11 protein-coding genes and 1 tRNA gene are annotated in these 19,578 nt (G+C 55.0%); 6 read left to right on the top strand and 6 right to left on the bottom strand.

The window, feature by feature from the left end:
- Positions 1–21: 21 nt before the first annotated feature.
- On the bottom strand, positions 22–1,356 hold the full coding sequence (locus P272_RS0101840; RefSeq protein WP_029677868.1) for an MFS transporter: 1,335 nt from the start codon (positions 1,354–1,356) through the stop codon (positions 22–24).
- Positions 1,357–1,654: 298 nt separating this feature from the next.
- Here P272_RS0101840 and P272_RS0101835 point away from each other — a divergent pair, with 298 nt between their 5' ends.
- Positions 1,655–2,272, top strand: a complete 618-nt coding sequence (locus P272_RS0101835; protein WP_029677867.1) for a TetR/AcrR family transcriptional regulator — start codon at positions 1,655–1,657, stop codon at positions 2,270–2,272.
- A 98-nt stretch (positions 2,273–2,370) separates the two neighbouring features.
- Here P272_RS0101835 and P272_RS0101830 read toward each other — a convergent pair whose 3' ends face one another.
- Together P272_RS0101830 and P272_RS0101825 are read right to left on the bottom strand one after the other, a co-directional pair.
- On the bottom strand, positions 2,371–3,024 hold the full coding sequence (locus P272_RS0101830; RefSeq protein ID WP_029677865.1) for a sugar O-acetyltransferase: 654 nt from the start codon (positions 3,022–3,024) through the stop codon (positions 2,371–2,373).
- 81 nt (positions 3,025–3,105) lie between these two features.
- Positions 3,106–8,529 carry an acyl-CoA dehydratase activase-related protein gene (locus P272_RS0101825; protein WP_052323119.1) on the bottom strand — a complete coding sequence of 1,808 codons (5,424 nt, stop codon included), beginning with the start codon at positions 8,527–8,529 and terminating at the stop codon, positions 3,106–3,108.
- Positions 8,530–9,036: 507 nt separating this feature from the next.
- Here P272_RS0101825 and xseA point away from each other — a divergent pair.
- On the top strand, positions 9,037–10,311 hold the full coding sequence (gene xseA / locus P272_RS0101820) for an exodeoxyribonuclease VII large subunit (RefSeq protein WP_029677863.1): 1,275 nt from the start codon (positions 9,037–9,039) through the stop codon (positions 10,309–10,311).
- 105 nt (positions 10,312–10,416) lie between these two features.
- Positions 10,417–10,740, top strand: coding sequence for an exodeoxyribonuclease VII small subunit (locus P272_RS08575; RefSeq protein ID WP_044097639.1), 324 nt, complete (start codon positions 10,417–10,419; stop codon positions 10,738–10,740).
- A gap of 6 nt (positions 10,741–10,746) precedes the next feature.
- Here the strand turns inward: P272_RS08575 and P272_RS0101810 are convergent, their stop codons facing one another.
- Positions 10,747–11,772, bottom strand: coding sequence for an endonuclease/exonuclease/phosphatase family protein (locus tag P272_RS0101810; protein WP_044097638.1), 1,026 nt, complete (start codon positions 11,770–11,772; stop codon positions 10,747–10,749).
- 210 nt (positions 11,773–11,982) lie between these two features.
- Here P272_RS0101810 and P272_RS0101800 point away from each other — a divergent pair.
- Positions 11,983–12,055: transfer RNA gene (locus tag P272_RS0101800), tRNA-Arg, on the top strand.
- Between the two features lie 314 nt (positions 12,056–12,369).
- Here the strand turns inward: P272_RS0101800 and P272_RS09035 are convergent.
- Positions 12,370–13,122: a Fic family protein gene (locus P272_RS09035; RefSeq protein WP_253269642.1), complete on the bottom strand. Its 753-nt coding sequence runs from the start codon at positions 13,120–13,122 to the stop codon at positions 12,370–12,372.
- Between the two features lie 1,721 nt (positions 13,123–14,843).
- On the opposite strand from P272_RS09035, the gene P272_RS09210 reads away from it, so the two are divergent.
- Complete coding sequence (locus P272_RS09210) at positions 14,844–16,253, top strand: hypothetical protein (RefSeq protein ID WP_155804913.1); 1,410 nt, start codon at positions 14,844–14,846, stop codon at positions 16,251–16,253.
- Positions 16,254–17,544: 1,291 nt separating this feature from the next.
- On the top strand, positions 17,545–18,426 hold the full coding sequence (locus tag P272_RS0101780) for a class I SAM-dependent methyltransferase (RefSeq protein ID WP_029677859.1): 882 nt from the start codon (positions 17,545–17,547) through the stop codon (positions 18,424–18,426).
- A 295-nt stretch (positions 18,427–18,721) separates the two neighbouring features.
- On the opposite strand, the gene P272_RS0101775 is transcribed toward P272_RS0101780, so the two are convergent.
- Complete coding sequence (locus P272_RS0101775; protein ID WP_029677858.1) at positions 18,722–19,576, bottom strand: helix-turn-helix domain-containing protein; 855 nt, start codon at positions 19,574–19,576, stop codon at positions 18,722–18,724.
- Positions 19,577–19,578: the final 2 nt, after the last annotated feature.

Raw genomic sequence — 19,578 nt, 5'->3', positions numbered from 1 at the left:
GTATGTCCACAGACGTCGGTGTCACTTGACGTTTCTGATCATCAGAATAAAGACGCATCCCAACAGGGCGAAGGCGATGGCCGTGGGGAAGGCCGCCGCATATCCCCAGTTCAGCGTGATGAAGGACATGACCAGAGGGCCGGCCATCTGCCCCAGCGTGGTGGCCAGGTTGAGGATGCCGAGATCCTTGCCGGCTTCCTCCTTGCTGGGCAGGACATCGACGTTAAGCGCCTGGTCGACGGAAGAATAGACTCCATAACCGAACCCGGCGATGCCGGCGTATAGATACATGCCCATGACCGTGGGGCTGATCCAGGGCATGGCAATGCCGAGAGCGAAGAGGACGGAGGCGACGACCACCGGCACCTTGCGCCGTCCGATCAAATCCGAAATCGGGCCGGAGACCAAAGAACCCAAAAGAGATACCACCATGGTGATGACTGACATGACCGAAATGGTTGCGGCAGCCTGGGTTACGGTTTGACCTACATACTTTTCGATGATGTAGAGCTGATAGGCGGAGATCATCTGGTAGCTCAGCAACATGCAGAGTCTTCCGACAAAGGCTTTATAGAAGTCATGGGCCCCATGGAAGCGCGGAGGCTGGAAAGACTTGAGCACATCCATGAGGGTGCCTTCGTCCTTGGGCAGGTAAGCAGCCGAGCCTTCCCTGGGCATGATCAGAATGGCCACGACACCACCCAGGAACATGAGTACACCGGCGAGAACGAAACCCGTGAACATATGGGTCACCAGGGCCGCGCCGATAAGAGAGCCGATGGGCGAACCGATGGTAGAGCCTGCTCCATAGAAGGCGGACAGGGTCCCGCGCACACCGGATGGCACGCGGTCGGACAGGATGGCCACCATAGGGGCGATCATGCAGTTCAGGCCGAACATGCAGAGGCAATAGACGATGGTCAGTAGGACCGGGTTGGTGGTCATGCCCGTCAGGAACAGGGTCACACCGCCCAGGACTGCACCGCCCAGGACCCACGGCGTTCGACGCCCGTACCGGGAGCGGCTACGATCAGAGAAGTTTCCAAAGACCAGGTTGGAGACCAGCGAAGCCACAGCGGTACAGGCATTGACTATGCCCATCAACGCCTCGGGAGCAATGCCTGGGACCTGCTTGAGATGCTCTGGAAGCAGCACGATGCTGACAATTCCCAGGCCCGACATCCACAGAATGCCGAAGGCCAGGAAGCTCGCGCCAAACCGAAACAGGGTCTTCTTGGGAACCGGTTTGCCGGTCTCGGGCGATAACAGTGGATCCCGCTGAGCTGCAGCAAGTGCGGCCTTATGCGCCTGCAAAAGTTCAGAATCGTCCGATGCCGGGGTTGTTGAGTCGCTCATGGTGTCGACCTCTTTCAACTAGTCTTCTCTGACACGTCCAATGTGTGGCAGACAACCATATCTACCAACCATTAGATAATCATATATCTAACAGTTATTCGATAACTTTGTCAAATCATCGATCCGGCGCAGATCCTAAATCACCAGAACTTCTTTGCTCTTTACTCTACCGAGTCGAAACCCTATTGAATCTGCGGGCGTCACTGTTATGAATCCGGCCCCCAGGTACCATGAGTATCAGACGACCGGCAGTACCCAGGCGCTCAAGGATAGTGAAAAGGAGCCGAAAGAGCAGACAATGGCGAGCCGAACCAGAAAATCACCAGAGGTGAGACGGGCCGAAATCACACAGGCTGCCGCCCATCTCATCAGCCAACATGGATACAACGGCATATCACTCAAAGATGTCGCTGACATGGTGGGGATGTCCCAACCAGGCGTCCTCCATTATGTAGGCAGCAAAGAAGGACTGCTCTCCCTCTTGGTCACGGATATCTATGACGCCAATGGCACTCCAGAGGAATTCGTGCAGACAGGCCTGCCCGGGTCCGACCCCGATCACCCGCATCTTCCGGCCTATTTTGACTATCTGGTAGCCCACAACGCGGGTCAGCCTGAACTCACCCAGCTATATACGGTCCTGGAAACCGAAGCCATCTCCACCAACCATCCCTTGCATGATTATTTTCTCCGCAGACCAGAAGAAGTGTGGGAGCATTATTCCAAGTTCCCCTGGGCGCTCCCCGACGGCATGGATTGGTCCAGAGATATGCAAGACAGCGTCAGGATGAGCGTGGAAGTCATGGACGGCATACAAATACGACTGCTGCGGGAGCCGAAAATCGACTATGTCCAGGAATGGAACCTGTTCAAGGACTTGCTTTTCCCCTTGCCGCTCTGGGATGGGTGCCGCTGATCAGCACAGGCTGCATAGTGGTAGGAACCACCTTCTGCCGATGCGCAGACCAGTCATCAGAAACTACCTAGCCTCAAGTGATGATGGTATCCGGGGAATCAACCCACTTGATCCATCCTGAAAGGCCTTGCATCATAAGGCGCCTGATACCGGCGATCCTTCCAGAAGTATTCATAATCGTGCTCGTCGATGGGACGGACGACCTTGCAGGGATGACCGTAGGCGACCACGTCAGAGGGGATGTCCTTGGTGACCAGGGAACCAGCGCCGATGACCGTGTTATCTCCGATGGTCACACCCGGCATGATGATGACGCCTGCTCCGATCCATACATTCTTGCCGATGCTGACCGGGACGGTGAACTGGGGCGTTCCATATATGCGTATATCGGGCCGAATTGTATGCCCGGTGGTGACGATGGTGACGTTGGGTCCGAACATGGTATGGTCACCTATGTCAATTCGTCCGTCGTCAACCAGAACCAGGCTGAAGTTGGCGTAGCATTTGCTCCCCCAGTAGGTGTTGCAGGCCCAGTTGGCCCGCACTGGTCCCTCAATCCAGCTGCCTTGACCGAAGGAGCCGAACATCTTTTTGCAGAGGTCCTGCTTTTTCTCCACCTGACTGGGACGGCATGCGTTGAACTCGAAGACCAGATCCTGCTGGGCGTCCTGGACCTGCTTCATTTCAGGCGTATCGGCGATGTATATCTGGTCGGTGTCCAGCAGAGCCTTGATCTCCTCGCGGCTGGTCATGGGAACCCCCTCTTTCCTTGATCTTCGAGGTTCAGCAATTCCGAGGCCGGCGCGTTGGCTCCGAACACCGGCCTCGACCGACTACAGACTCTCCAGAACCTTCTCCTCGTCCTGAACGGTCGATTCCGCAGGATGGGATTCGACGGCAGCCTTACGGTCCTGGCTGAGCTTTTGCTGGTCGCCCGGCTTCTTGGCAGCGGCGATCATCAGCTTGATCCTGTTGAGCTGATTGGCCTCTGAGGCGCCGGGATCATAGTCGATTGAGACAATGTTGGCCTCAGGGTAGGTCCTGCGGATCTTGCCGAACATGCCACGTCCGGTCACATGGTTGGGCAGGCAAGCGAAGGGCTGCGCACAGACGATGTTGGGGGCGCCGGACTGGATCAGCTCGATGATCTCGCCGGTCAGGAGCCAACCCTCTCCGGCCTGAACGCCCAGGGAGGTGACCGAGGCGGCCTTCTCCCTCAGGTCGGTGATGTGAGCGGGAATGTCGAACTTTCCATGGGAGGCCTTGAAGCCGGCGATCATGGGCGCTCGATAAGCGTCAGCCGCCTTGAGGACGATCTTCTTGACACCCACCTGGCCACCGGTGCCCAGCATCTCCTCGTTCCATTCAGCGTTGGAGATGCCGTTGACCATGAAGTCGCAGACACCGGGAAGCACGGCCTCGCAGCCCTGGCTCTCGATCAGGTCGACCACGTGGTTGTTGGCATCGGGATGGTACTTCACCAGGATCTCGCCTACTACGCCCACCCGGGGCTTGCGGGGGATATTGCGCAGCGGGAGTTGGTCGAAGGCCCGAATCATCCGCTTCATCAGCGTGCGATAAGGCAGATAGCCGTGACCGTAGACCTGCTTGGCGGTCTTAGAGTACCCGTGGTGCTCGATGGTCTCCTTGCAGATCGTGTCCCAGAGCTTGTAGAGCCTGTTGGCAGAGCCGGGCTCCTGCTCGTAGGGGCGGACCCTGAGCAGGCACTCGATCATGGCATCGCCCAGGTAGAAGGCCTTGACGGCCCGGTGCAGCAGGGCTGGGGTTACCTGAAGACCGGGATTGGCCCGGAATCCCTGAACGCTCAGCGTGATGATCGGGACGTAGCCATAGCCCGCATCAGCCATGGCCTTGCGTAGGAGGCCATAGTAGTTGGTTGCCCTGCACATGCCGCCGGTCTGAGTGACGATGACCGCGCACTTGTGCGGGTCGAACCTGCCGGACAGGAAGGCGTTGACCAGCTGCCCCACCACGATGATGGCAGGGAAGCAGGCATCGTTGTTGACGTACTTGACCCCGGTATTGATGTCTTCGGCTGTGGCATGCTTCAGGAGCTCGAAGTGATAGTCGGCGCTGGAGAAGACCGCCTCCAGGAGGGAAAAATGCACGGGGGACATCTGCGGTGCCACCACTGTGAATTTGTGCCCCATCTCCTTGGTGAAGCGATGCTCGGTGGCGTACTTGGACAGGGTCGGCTTGGCAGCGGCCCCGCTAGCCTGAACATCCTTGCCCTGGCTGTCAGCTTCCTGCTCCTTCTGCCGCGAAGCCATGGTCTCCCGAATGGGCCTGATGCCCATGGGGTGAAGGCCTATCAGACCCTGGTCGCTCTTATCGTGCAGAGCCACGAACCGTGCCAAAGCCACAATATCGGCCTTGCGCTGGGACAGGTTGATCTTCTGCGCATTGGTGGACCGGAACCCATCGGATGTCAGCTTGTCAGACGCATCTTCGTCTACTGCTTCCATATCGCTGGCAAAGTCTTGCGAATCTTGAGAATCGGATGAATCCTCCGCTTGGACCCGGTCAGGCGATGGGTCGTCAGCAACCTTAGCCGGGACCTTCGCGGGCGCCTGCTCCATAACGGCGGTTTCCTCCTGGTCTTCGCTGCCTTCCTGGGCCAGATCCCGCTGGTGGCGTTCATCCATGGCGGCCTTCAGCGAGCGCAGACGAATCTTGGCTGCACCCAGGTTGGAGACCTCGTCGATCTTCAACTGTGTGTAGACATCGCCCTTGTCGGCCAGAATCTCCTGGACCTGGTCGGTGGTGATGGCATCCACGCCGCATCCGAAACTGACCAGCTGGACCAGCTGCAGGTCAGGATACTCGGAGACGAACCTGGCGGCGGAATAGAGCCTGGAGTGGTAGGCCCACTGGTCAGTCACCCTCAGAGGCATCTTCTGATGGTCGTCACCAAAGCCCGGCACGGTCTTGCGGAACTTGGCGGCTGTGGGGTTGTTGGAGGCCAGTGCCCGCTCCCCCGCCGCCGGGATGATGTAGTCGCTCAGCTTGGGCAGTTTATGCACGTCCAGCTCGCAGATGGAATCCTCTGAGAGCACGGCCATGCCCAGGGAGCAGATGGTCTCGGGAATGCCGTGGTTGACCTCGGGGTCCACATGGTAGGGGCGTCCCGACAGAACCACGCCCTTGACTCCGTACTCCTGCATGTAGGCCAGGGCACGAAGCCCCTCCTGGCGGACATCCTCCTTGAACCGGGCATCCTCACGGTAGGCCTCCTGGACGGCGGTCCGGGCCTCCTCCTCGCTCACCTTGGCCCAGTCGAAGACCTTGACGATCCGTTCGACCATCTTCTCCTTGTTGGACAGGTTGAAGTAGGGCCGCATGAAGCGGACACCGTTCTCCTTGAGCTCGCCCATGTTGGCCTCGATCACCACCGGGTAGTTGGCCACAATGGGGCAGTTGTAGTGGTTGTCCGTATCGGGAACCAGCTCCTGCTCGTAGGTGACGCAGGGGTAGAAGATGGTCTTGATGCCCTTTTCCACCAGGGAGTGAATGTGCCCATGGACCAGCTTGGCCGGGTAACAGATGTTCTCGGAGGCGATGGACTCCATCCCACTCTCGAAGAGCTCGTGGTTGGACCGCCCGGAGATCATGACCCGGAAGCCCAGCGAGGTAAGCAGGGTGAACCAGAAGGGGTAGTCCTCATACATGTTGAGCACGCGGGGAATGCCGATATCGCCTCTGGTGGCCTTGTCGGGGGTCAAACGACGATAGGCGAAGGCCCGCTTGTATTTGAAGTCATAAAGGTTGGGCCTGTCGGAGCGCTTACGGTTCTTGTCTCCGCCACGCTCGCAACGGTTCCCGGTCACATAGCGGCCGCCGTCCTCGAATTCGGTGATGGTCAGCTTGCAGTGGTTCTGGCAGAGCTTGCAGACATCGTGGGTGGTGGTCATGGACAGGTTGTCCAGATCATCCCCTGCCAGGATGGAGCTGACCACATGGCCGTCCTGCACCTTCAGATCGGACAGGGTCGTCTTGAACCCCTGGTCGTTCTTGGAGGCAATCTTGTTAGCGACGGCAGGCGACAACGTCGACTTGGTGGAAATCGGAGCCCTGTTAGGGGTGGTGGGCGTACTGCCCACGGACTTCATCCCGTCGACCACATGAGTGCTTGCCGCAACTAGGTCCTCGACCTCTTCATTCTGCGGGCAGTGCATACGGGCCGTCAGTGCGGCACCATATGCTCCCATGAGCCCGGCGATGTTGGGCCTGGTCACCTTGCGACCGGTCAGGAGTTCGAAGGCCCGCAGAACAGCATCGTTGAGGAAAGTGCCTCCCTGGACCACAACCACCGGCCCCAGGGCGTTGGCGTCACGCAGCTTGATGACCTTGTAAAGGGCGTTCCTGACCACCGAGTAGCAGAGTCCTGCGGCGATATCCTCCGGGGAGGCGCCCTCCTTCTGAGCCTGCTTGACCGAGGAATTCATAAAGACCGTGCAGCGGGAACCCAGATCGGTCGGAGCCTCGGAGGCCAGCGCCTGCTTGGTGAACTCCTGGATGCTGATGCCCATGGACTGGGCGAAGGTCTGCAGGAAGGACCCGCAGCCGGCCGAGCAGGCCTCGTTGACGCAAATCGAATCGATGACCCCGTCGTTGACGGCGATGTACTTCATGTCCTGCCCGCCGATGTCGATGACCGAGGTAACGCCGGGACTGATCTCCTCGGCGGCCCGGTAGTGGGCCATGGTCTCGACCACGCCCTCGTCAACATGCAAGCCGGCCTTGACCAGGCCCTCACCATATCCGGTGGCACAGGCACGGGCGATGTAGGCACCCTCGGGCAGGGACTTCCTGACCTCCTTGACGATGTTGGCAGCGGCAATCAGGGGGCTGTCCTTATGCACCCCGTAGGTGGACCAGACGATGGTCTTGTCGTCGTTGATCAGGACTGCCTTGATGGTGGTGCTGCCCGCATCAATGCCCAGAAAGTGCGGCCCCTTGGCTCCGGACAGGTCCCCGGTAGGGATGACCTGGGCACCATGCCGGTCATTGAACTCCTTGCGCTCCTCCTCATTCAGGAAGAGCGGGCGGATCGTTCTGGCTGTGGAAGGCATGTTCTCCAGGCCCTTCAGGGCGGAGAGGACGCCATCCAAGGAAGTCAGATCAAAGTGCATGTCTTGATTTTTGCTGGCATCCTTGGTGGCCTCGGTCGCCTGAACCTTATTCTCACCGTCCACCAAGGTGGTGGTGCGGCCATCCTGCATGGCATCCTGCAGAGCCATCTTGTCCAGGTTCGAAGCCTTCTCGGACTGCGCCTTGTCGACCTCCGCCTGGTCCAGTCCCCAAGCAGGACCGAAGGGGTCGTTCACATCGGTTTCTGGCGAGTAGTCGGTCTTGACCTGCGCAGCATTGTCCTGGTCGTCCTGGTCGTGGCGGCCAGCCATGATGGCAGCGCCATAGGCCACGTAGAGGTGCGCGTTCTCAGGGATGATGTAGCGACTGACCCTGTCCTGGAGGATTCGCTTGAAGGCTTCCCGCAGCTCGCTCATAAAGAAGAGAGGTCCGCCCAAAAAGATCACGTTGCCACGGATGGGACGCCCGCAGGCCAGACCTGAAATGGTCTGAGTGGCAACAGCGTTGAAGATGGATGCAGCCAGATCCTCCTTGGCGGCTCCGTCGTTGATCAAAGGCTGGAGATCGGACTTGGCGAAGACCCCACAACGCGATGCAATGGGATAAATGGTCTTGTACTTGGAAGCCATATCGTTCAGGCCGGAAGCATCGGTATTGAGCAGGGTGGCCATCTGGTCGATGAAGGCTCCGGTCCCACCTGCGCAGGATCCGTTCATCCGCTGCTCCGGGGTGGGCTTCAGATAGGTGATCTTGGCATCCTCGCCGCCCAGCTCGATGATCACGTCCCCTTCGGGATAGGTGGCGTTGATGGCCTCAGTCTCGGCGATGACTTCCTGGGCGAACTCAGCCTGGAGCTGACTGGCCAGTTCCAACCCGCCCGAGCCGGTGATCACCAGGCTGATGGGGTTGCCGGCCAGGCCAACCCGTGACAGGGAAAGCTTGATGTCGGTGACCAGTTCCGCCACGCACTGCCGCACATTGGCATGGTGGCGGCGATAGTCACTGAAAAGCGCCTGATCCAGCCTGTCCCCTGTGCCGAGAACCACTGCCTTAACTGTGGTGGAACCGATGTCCAAACCCACACGCAGGAGATCCCGCGGTCCTGTGCCCTTATATCGACCCGCTATGTCGACGCCATCAGACATGAAACAACCTCAATCCGTGAGACCGCCGCATGATGGGTTCGAAAAGCAGACACCACATCATATCCGGCTTGCTTTATTTATGCTACCGCCAGAGCGTGAATAACTTCTGCGGTATGGAGGAATCAAGACTGTCTGCTTTGACACAGCCAACAGCAAAACCGCCTCTGCTACAGGCAAGCCCCAGACGAAGGAAGGTGCATCAAGGCGTTGTTCCAACCCTTCTCCTCCACACTTTCACCTCAATCCCAACCTGTCCGCAATCGGAAGAAATGGAACTGTGCCCTCGGCGAAATCGGCTCTGGAGCAGCCCGCAGAGGACCTGTGGGGGACCTGCAGAGGACATGGAATTGTCCCCATATTGAGAGACCCTGAAAGGACGTTTCCTTCGCCGACCAACCCGCATACCATCCTGTACAGGCTATGCCGGATGGATTGGTCAGGCTGGCGGAACCGATGGTCAGGAGGCATCAGGTGCGAGCATACATGGGTTCGAACATGCGCGGGTCGATGGGTGCGCCGTCTGGCTCAGCCCCGTCTGGACTGGCCCCCAAGCCCTTGGATCAGCTGCCCCGCCTGGCGCGGGATACCACCGAGGAGGACCCCTGGCCGGTCAGTGTGCTCAGCCAGAAGTACCACGACGCAGTGGCCCGCTGGCCCGGAGCCTGGGTGGAGGGTCAGATCGTGGAGATCAACACCCGTCGGACCGGTTCGGCATATCTGACCCTGCGCGACAACTTCGAGGACATCTCCATCAACGTCATGGGCTTCCGTGCCTTCGCCACCCAGGCCAGGGAGTTCCGCCAGGGCGACCGGGTGGTGGTGCACGGGCGGCCCGACCTGTGGATCAAACAGACCCGTCTGAGCTTCATGGCCGACCGAATCAAGCGTGTAGGCACCGGTGACCTGAAGGAGCAGATCGACCAACTCAGGCGCAAGCTCAAGGGCGAGGGCCTTTTCGACGCAGAGAACAAGGTTCCCCTGCCCGAATTCCCCCGACGCATCGGCCTGATCTGTGCACCAAAGGCCAGAGCCGAGGGGGACGTGATCACCAACGCCCGTCTGCGCTGGCCCACCATCGAATTTTCGGTAGTGCACGCCCACGTCCAGGGCCCTCAGTGCCCGCCCGAGGTGGTCGAGGCCATCCAGAAGCTGGATGCGGATCCTGCTGTGGATGTGATCATCGTGGCCAGGGGCGGCGGCAGCTTTGAGGATCTGCTGGGCTTCTCGGACGAGTCCGTGGTCCGGGCCACGGCGGCCTGCGTCACCCCCATTGTTTCGGCCATCGGCCACGAAGACGACTGGACCCTGATCGACTTGGCGGCGGATTTGCGCGCCTCCACTCCTACCGACGCAGCCAAGCGGGTGGTACCCGACCTGGTCGAGCAGGAGGGAATCATCCAGGAGGCCCGGATGCGCATAAACGCGCGTATCGAGAATATGGTCGAAGGCGAGACACGACTGATTGAGGGATACGCCAACCGCCCCAGCCTGACCAAGCCGCAGACCATGCTGGACAAGCCCCAGCGGCTGGTCGATGAGTCCCTGGTTCGTCTGGACATCGCCCTTCGGCGAATCGTGGACGACGCCTCCCTGACCGTGGAGAAGCTCCAGTCCTCGCTGACCGCCCTTTCTCCCCAGTCCACGCTGGACCGCGGATACGCGGTCGTGCAGACCCTGGACGGGAAGGTGGTCGTCAGCCCCCAGCAGGTTCAGACCGATCAGGATCTGACCCTGACTGTCAAAGAAGGCCGGATAGAGACCAGGGTCATCAGCGGGCAGTGACCGGTCCGACGGGATTTGCCACGTATGATAATCCGCGATGCTCATCCACATCACCAGAAATTTGATAACGCACCAGATAGAAATCAGATAGGAAGAGGAGCAGGCATGAGCGACACCGACGAGGAGCAGACCAAGGAGCAGGGCAAGGAACAGCCGGTACTTGCTTCGGCACTGAGTCAGAAGGAACGCGAGACCATCGCCAAACTGCCATATGAGCAGGCCCGGGATCAGCTGATCCAGGCGGTTCAGGCCCTTGAAGCCGGCGGCCTGGATCTGGATGCCTCCATGCGTCAGTGGGAGATCGGCGAAGCCTTGGCCAAGCGCGCCCAGGAGCTGCTGGGCCAGGTGCGGGCCAAGCTCGACGCCGCCCAGCAGGAGCAGGCCAGCGCCGGAGCCCAGGCTGGCACCCAGTCCAACCTGGATGCCTGAAAGCCCCTACTCCACCATCACCGTGGCCAGCAGGGCCGCATGATCCGAACCCGCGATAGGTACGGCCTGCAGCCGGTTGGCCCTGATGTCACGGTCCACCACAACATGATCGATGGCCGCCAACCTGGGCAATGGGGCTCGATTGGCCGGCCAGGTCATGCTCATACCATGCCCGGCCTGACGCGCCCCATCACTGAACCGCTCCCCCAGCATGTCTCGGAAGACCGCATGATCATAGGTGGCGTTGAAGTCTCCCATCAGCACGTATCGAGTGTGCTCGTGCTTCCGAAGCTTCCCCAGGTCGGACACGCTGCGTCGCCAGGCATTCCAGCTGCCCGGTTGCGGCGAGGTGGTGTGGACGGAGACGAATCTGACGCTGGTCTTCCCCCTGCCGAAGTCAATGCTGGCCGCTGGCATCATGGAAGAGCGAGAACCCACATCGTCCTTTGAGGGCGACTGCATCGGCGCGGCCGTCCAAAGACCGTTGGCATATTCTTTCGAAGATGTGGAAAGCTGCTCATGTGGCAGGTAGCGGTCGATGCCGGCCTTGTGCAGACGGTCCACAAAATCCTTGCTGACCTCCTGCAGAGCCAACACCTCGACACGGTTGTCGCTGACAGTCTTGACGATCTGATCGGCATCGGCCTGACCCTTGTAGACGTTCAGGGTCATGACTCGAGCCACGTCGTCATAGCGGTCGGGATGCTCAAGGGCCATGAGCTGATCAGCCTGGCCATTGAGCTCGGATCCTTCCTGGTAGAAGGGGTACTGCCAGTAGACATTCAAAGCCACGGCGGCGATAAGGACCAAAGCCGTAAACCATCGTGAAGCCATAAGAGCCAGGACCAGGGCCAGCAGGCCCAAGAGGATGAACCAGGGCGTCAGAGCAACCAGATCCGGCAGGTATGGGATCGAAGACAGCCATGCAGGGCAGGCACGCGCCGCTAGCGCCACCAAACTGGCCAACGCCAGCAGCCTGGCCACCCACCCAAAGATACGCTTCACCAGGAAGGACTGTCTGAATCTCGCCATGGTCTCCTCCAGTAAATCATCGCCAACCCGGTCCCCCTCTTAGGGATGTATAGTCAGTTCGGCCGTTGAGCAATTGTAAACCATGGACATATGGCGGGCTGGAATAGGGAGCCAACTTCTCCAGGAAGAGCACGGCTACAGGGTCTCCCCCCTGGGCCTGCACACCAGCGACCTGCCCAAGTCCCACTTCGTGGTACAGTAGTTTCCGTTGCCCCGGTAGCTCAGGGGATAGAGCACTTCTCTCCTAAAGAAGGTGTCGTGCGTTCGAATCGCATCCGGGGCACCCTGACGACTCAGGCATAAGGAAATACTTGGCTTTGTTCTCTGCAACCATTTCCTAGCCCTATGACTTTTGTATTCTGACGCATCGCCAACGACGCCCCCCCCCCCCGCTGCTTGCATCCGCACATGTACATTGGCACAATTGCCCATCCTGGACAAGATGCCGGTACTGTCAGTCGGACTAATACACAGTCCGGCTGACGCAGGCGTCGGACAGGCCATCGAAGTCAGAACAGTCGATCTGGCACCGGCCGACTCACACCATGTGCCGATCGCTGTGCTCGTTTGACCGTCACCAGCCGAAAGAAGAAGACGCTACAGGTCAGGACCGTCAGCCTGGGTCACGAGAGTCTGTTCGGGGACGAAGGACGGCTTGTCGTCCCTGTTATCCTTATCCTCTACCTGAAGTGCATGCTGCCTGTTCCACTTGGCCAAGTGGCGAATAATCGTCTGATCATTGTTGAGATAATAAGCAGCCAGCTCCTGGTTGAACCAGGTTCTGTCCTTATCACTTGTGGGCACGGTGAGCGGATACCGTCCGCCATGCGCGATCAGCAGCCCATTACCAGCGAGCAACGCAGTCCTCTTATTCCCGTCGCCGAATGGCTGCATCTTGGCTAAGCCAGCGAAAAGACGCACCGCCTCTTCCAGGTTGTTTTTTCCAGTTGCTCTCCTAACGGTGCTTTTTATCAGTGATGCGACTGCCGCGGAATCAGGTACTGGTGGCTCGTACCTTCCCAAAGGGGTGTTGACCATGACAGGAATGCGTTCGTCGCGCAGCTTGCCTGGTTCCATGGCAGCAGTCCTTGTCAACTGCGCATTGATGGACTTCACGTATGCAAGGTCAATCGGCTTGTGCGCATAGTCGTAGTGCAGGGTGTACTCCGCGGCCTGCCGCAGGTCAAGAAGAAGGTTGTAGTCAGCCTTGGAATTGACGACATGGGGGTTTCCCGTGCGCAGGAACTCCTCAGTGGCTAAGAAGGTCGACTGCAGACCATCAAAGGTGCGGCCCATGGAGTACAGGAGCCCGGCAAGCTGTTTGGTACTCAGCAATACGCGCTCACTCATATGCGTATCCTTCCATTCATATTCTGCTCAAAATTCTCTCATGCCGAGCTGTTTTGCATCAGCCGTTCTCGCCGGATTCCAACCGAAGAGCGACGAGGACAATAATTCTGGCGAGTAAGTCCTCGTTACGGCTGGTGACACCCACCATGTCGGCGACCCAGTCGTCTATAAATGTTTGTCAAATTATCGCTCAGAGCATTTAAGTGTTCTCCTTTCTAATTGTGTTGTGCCGCTTATTGGGAATCTCATTCTCAGGCGCCAACACGCAAGGTAAGGGAACAAGATGGGGCAGCGTCTAGGGCATTTATTTTCCCGCACCTGTGTTTGGATTTGCAACAATTTACATCGAATACACTGAGCGTTTCACAAGATTCCAAAGAATGAGAGAAGAAACATCTTTCCTAGTGTCGTAACTGACATGATGGTGGCTCGCGTAGCTCACGACCAAGCGGTGGAGAACTATATTAGCACCTTGGTGAAAGTAGATAATGGTCAACGCATTCAAGAAGAGAAGAGAAATGTAGCGAGGCAGCTGGTAGCCGAACAAAACCTGTCGTATGGAACTTAATAGGATACCGCAGTCGCTACTTGGCGCCAAAATAGCTTCAGACATGCCAACTTGAAAGACAACCTGACCGGCCAGATTACTTATAGCTTTGAATTCATACGAGGCCAGAACGCAAAACCATGTAAGGTGAGACCTTCTGAATCTCCCACAATCGGCACTATTGGTTGTCAAGCAACGGCAGTCAAGCTAAGATGGGGCGTAAGTCGACTTGGACAGAGACGCTTTAGCTTTTCTCAGCATTTTGACGTCACTCATCATTCGGACTTATTGGGGCTTGCTTGATGGTCAACCTGCCATCCAAGGGTAGTTTATGCCGCAGGTTCTTGCTATAGTCCTTTTCGTTCTGGATTTGCCCGTAGAAGGTATTCTGGAGGTTCACTTTCTGGAACGTTTCCTCCTGTGCGTTATCCTTCACCGTTTTCCTCTTTTCCCCATTAGGGCGATTTTGGTTGTAATAGAAAATCAGGCGTGTATTACTTTCGTACAGATTCACTTCGTCGAAGAACGTGTGAAAGTACTAGTAGTCTGCATCGCTTAGAGAATAACCGAAGGACTTGATCATGTCTGTCGTGCCTACCTCAGGACGGGAAAGATATGGGAGCCAGGACATTTGTTGGTTAAGCATTTAAAGCTTTGCTCTGTTAACGTTGGTTCGAGGACAGAGCTTTGTAACACCTCTTGCAGAAGTAGAGCTTCATGAAGCAGGGTACGCATATGCACGAGTAGACTTGCTGTGAGAGACTAGTTGCCGCACGATACTTGATCCAGTTGGATACTGCTTGTTACCTGCTGATGGCCGTTGTTTGCACTATTTACTGTCACGTAGTGCGATTTGTTGGATTGCTTGTTCAGACATTTTGAGCATGCAAGCAGCTAAGTGTGAATTGTCAAAGCAACGTATGGACCGGAACCGCCATAAGTACAGAGTCCGACACTCAACTTTTTAAGCAGTCCGCAATCAGAGTGTGCAGAGTGATAGAAATCCGCCTGGCCGACATGGCTAGACCGTTGGCAGGTTGAGATCATCTGAGCTGCGATTCATTCGGGGCACAAGCAGAATTCACACTGATTAAAGCATCTGCTGTTCTAAGGAGTGTTCTAATATAATTTAATGTTGTGAAAGATATAAAAAATAAAGCAGTGAGGGGAAAGCATGTTTGAGTATCCACAAGGAACTATTGGATTTGATTATGCGCTGGTTAATGCCCCTTTTGGTCAGGCAAATGTAGATGAAGAAAGTCAAATAGCAGAAGACACGATGCTGGTTTGTCCCTTACTCTGTATAGGAGTGGGAGACCCAACTGGAGCAAGTGAGGAAAAACGCCGATTCGCTTCCCACTTATTGGAATGTATCGCAAAACAGCTAGGAGCAGAAAGGCCCACCATTATACCGAAGCACAATCTGCTGAATTTAAGCTGGGATACCAGCACCAAAGCTACGTTCGATATACTTCCTGAAGGCGTGGGTATATACTCCTCTAACCAGCCTAAAAACGATAAAAACTTGTTACGCTTACTTTTAAACACATACACTATCGGAGATCGATGCAGAGAGTTTTTAGAGCGAACGCATACACTGGGAGTTAGAATAGTTTCGCCTTTCCATGACATTTGGATTACATCACTGACATCAGACAGTTCAAAGCACCCTACAGTCGGTTTATACCCTTTCACTCTGACAAAGCAAAGTAGGGAAAAGGCGCAGCAGCAACTAAAGGCAGTCATTGAACACGCTCCATTACCGTCTGTGGATTCATCACATAATGGAATAGGCAACAAAAAATCTTGGAACTTCGCCATTTCTCTTGGCGCAATTTACGCTATAGGTGATTCAACACCGCCACACTATGTAATAGTTACAGCGGATCAGAAGCATAACTCACACTCTGTGATTTCATGGAGAGGGGGTTGCGTATTATGCGGTAATCAAGTAGATACATCCAAAGAGCACTTAATTCCAAATTGGATACTCTCGATACACGGCACTCAAGCAATAGTTAAACCTGTATTATGCAGAGACTGTAACAATAAGTTAGGCGAACTTATTGAAATCCCTATGAAAAATAACTTCACCAAAGGTACATGGAATACCCAACAGAACTACTTAGACACAGCATTTTGGTGCGTGAAAACAGCCATTCTGTTAACAATAGGCTCGGGTGGATATGTATGCGATGATGAAGAAATGAAAGGACTACTACATAAAAGAATCCCTGAAGGCATGGAAGTATATATAGGCAACTATGAAACGACTCCCAATGACACCATTTCTTATGGGTGGTCAGTATTTAAAAGGGCTCAGAACAAGAAAGGGTACCATCTCACCAGCTTCTGCATGAATCATTTGCAATTTGTCGTCGTGAGAAGCCCTGATAGAGAAGTGCGGTGTGACTACTATACGAAAATATACCCCTCAGAAGAATCCCCAACAAAGAGCTCAGTAGCTCCAACCGACTTCTCACAGATACATAAAGATTTGATGGAGCAAATGCTTGGTGAAAAGATAGTCTACATGGAATCTTCGATGGAATCTCATTGTAAGCTTAAACCAAGGCACAGCTAAGCTGTCCTCGACAGTATATAAATTAGGATGGTGCTGTTGCTGGAGGTTTACTGGGCAACTGCCCAGTAAACCTCCAGCAACTCCTAGTAGTAAGAGTCTTAATAATCCTTATTTAGGGAAACATAGATAACAGCATTTATCCATAACAATTCATGACTATCTATAAACTATTGCCGATACGCGGACATCCCGTGAGCAAAGGTAACGAGATACTTAGGCAGGTGGTATCTGGCATTCCCTGCTCTAATTCACTTGCTTCTGTCGGCGCAACATAGTAATTAATTGTTTACTGATTGGAGAATAAACAACAGGAAAAGTCAAATGGGATTTTTCCCATAATCAATTTAGTGTCGTTCTTGCCGGGCATTACTCTCATTTGAAGAGAAATTTGAGTGCTTTGCAAGAACTGTACAAACCTGTGATCTATTCTTGATGTGAGCATTCATGCCAAGTTCTCACTTCTTCTGCTGTAGCATTTTTCAGCTGTTTGCTTTTAAACAAGTCAGACAATGGGACATATCTGCTCTGAGATTCCATATAGAAAATGATGCCAACATGCTGTTGTCGTTTCAAGTAGCGTCTAACGAATTTTACTAAGTAGTACCCAATAATATTGCTTTGACCCGTCCATATTCTGCATTAACTGCGGTATTTCACATTTCTAAATCTCTTTACTGTATAGACTTATTACAAAACACGCTTTTCAATCCAACTTCCGGCGTCGGTTCGTTATTCCGGCTTATAGCATTTTGTGATCTTCTTACAATTTATTGTGCTTCGTATCTAGCTACTCAAGTAATCACGTACCCATGTGCACCTTTTGCAGATGCTGTTCACCGAGTACTTCTCATTGCTATTCTGTTACACCATTTCCATTTTTTAACGAATTTTTCTAATCCCTTGTTACGCACAATCAGCCATCGCATGGTTCACTATAGACTAGATATAAAACCGAACTTCAAATCGTCATCGATTTTGTATACCAAAAGTGTACTCAACACTTCAAATTTCTATGTTTATGAGAGCTACTAAGCCAATCGTACATTCTTAGAGTAGAAATATCATACTATACTTGGAAGCAACAGCTAGAGCTGAAGCCGTAGAGGTGTCTCGTGCGTTCGAATCGCATCCGGGGCACCCTATATTTGCCAACGAAGTTGATATTCAGGATAATAAAAAGTTGCATATTCGTGCATAACTGACGAGTCTGCACAAATCTGCACTTGAAAAACCTGTTTTGGACACTGTCCAACTCGATCACTGTTGATAAGCCTCATCGGAAAGGAGCACCTTGTCTCAAGGTTTGCACCAGAACAAGGATGTAGAGGATAATCTTCTCAACTGGAATGACAGGGCAGTTGTGCACGCCAACGGCGGTTATGGAGACCTTGACGCTTTTGCGGATGACCCATCCGCCCTGTCACCCGTGACCTTGCGCGATCTGGAGGTTTTGAAGCCCCATCTGCCCGAACACAGCATCAAAGGGCTGCGCCTTTTGCATCTGCAATGCCATATAGGTTCTGATACCCTGTCATGGTGGCGCTTGGGAGCACGAGATGTATATGGACTGGATTTCTCCCCGACCTCGCTGGACTATGCAAGGAAACTATCTGAACGGGCCGGAGCATCCATAACCTATGTTCAAAGCGATGCTCGTCGCGCTGCCGATGCCATGCCCGAGCAGAAAGGCTCGTTCGATGTCATCGTCACCAGCTGCGGAACCATCACCTGGCTTCCCGATCTGGAGGACTGGGCTCATTCAATCGCCTCCCTGCTAGCAGACGGCGGAATATTCATGATCCGCGACAACCATCCCCTGCTCTTCGCCTTGAACAATGAGGGCTTGTCTATAGTTCAAGATTATTTTGGCGGGACAGAAACGACTTATGAGACGGATCAAAGCTACACCTCAGCATCCGACTCGCTCGAAGATGGGACAAAACCCCGAATTACGCACACCACCAATCACAATTGGGCTCATGACTTCCAGGAAATAAGCAGCGCTCTTCTGGATGCCGGACTGACCATAGAGGCCATAGGCGAACATAATGTGGACGACTGGCAGTCACTGCCAATGCTTGAGTACAGTTCCTACCTCCAGGGATGGGTCATGCCCCACGATCAGCCTCAGATTCCCCTGACCTTCTCGATGGTAGCCAGGAAAAAAGCCTAGCTGAGCAGGTACGAACGTGGTCTGGCTTAGACATGGTCTGACTTAGCCCGGCGACCTTCCAGGCAGATTTGCTGCTGCTCCTATTCCTTCCATTGCAGCATACATTGCGTAAAGGAATAGGAGCAGCATTCCAAACCGGATTACGGTAACGAATTATCGTTCACCTTCGATTCAGCCTATGTCGAGGAACAGATGCATGAAAGGCCGGACTTTGTGATTGCGTAAAACGCGTATTTTAGAGTTGCGTTTTTACAGATACACCGCAGGAGCCGACAACCAAACCTATACGTGTCAGTTACTCGCCCTGCTTGAGCCTGCGATACTTCATAGGCGTCATACCTGTGCTCTTCTTGAAGGAGGCACACAGTGAGGATTCGGATGTGAAACCGCACTGCTGGCAAATCTGTCGTATGGACATCCCGGTGTTTACCAGTAAATACTGCACCGCATGGATCCGGGAATCCACCAGGTAGGCATGCGGCGTGATGCCGGTCTCCTGCTTGAACAATCGGATGAAGTGGTACTCGCTCAGAAAAACCCGCTTGGCCAGCTCGGAGACGGTAAGCGGCTCATACAAGTGGGAGGACACATAGGCGATCGTGTCCTCAACCACCTCCTCCTGCTTTCGTTTGAAGGATCGCGGCTGCTCATCGGCAAACTCGGTAAGCAGGTCGGTGATGTATTTGGACATCCTCGCTTCCGAATAGCCGTTTTCCGCCGTCATCAAGGAGGTAATGGTCCGCATCCGCTCCAAGGCGTAGGTCTCGGAGGAGAGCATGAAAACGTTGCTCAGCTTCCTGATGATGTAGTCGTAGTAGGGCCGAGCCATGACGCCGTCGAAGTGGAGCCATTGGGCGGTGGTTGGGACATCGGTGCCGTAGGCATGGTGCGCGTAGCAGTTGACCAGCGCAAACCGGCCCTCCTCAGCCACAAAAGAACCTTCGGGCAGATTCAGCGTCAGTCTACCGCTATCGATATGGATGATCAGATAACTGTCAAAGGATCGCCGCTCCAGCCTATAGCCGGGTTCATAGGAGAATTTGCCCACCCGCAGCGGATAGAAGAAAGTCGTCCGCGCAATAGCCGAAGGGGTGTGGATCAAAAAGTCAGAGGCATTGACATCGATGCCGTGTTCAGCAGGCTTCGCCACGA

Source organism: Bifidobacterium sp. 7101, assembly GCF_000499285.1.
Lineage (GTDB): Bacteria > Actinomycetota > Actinomycetes > Actinomycetales > Bifidobacteriaceae > Bombiscardovia > Bombiscardovia apis_A.
The sequence above is the reverse complement of the archived record's forward strand: the minus strand, read 5'-3'. Positions and strand labels throughout refer to the sequence as shown.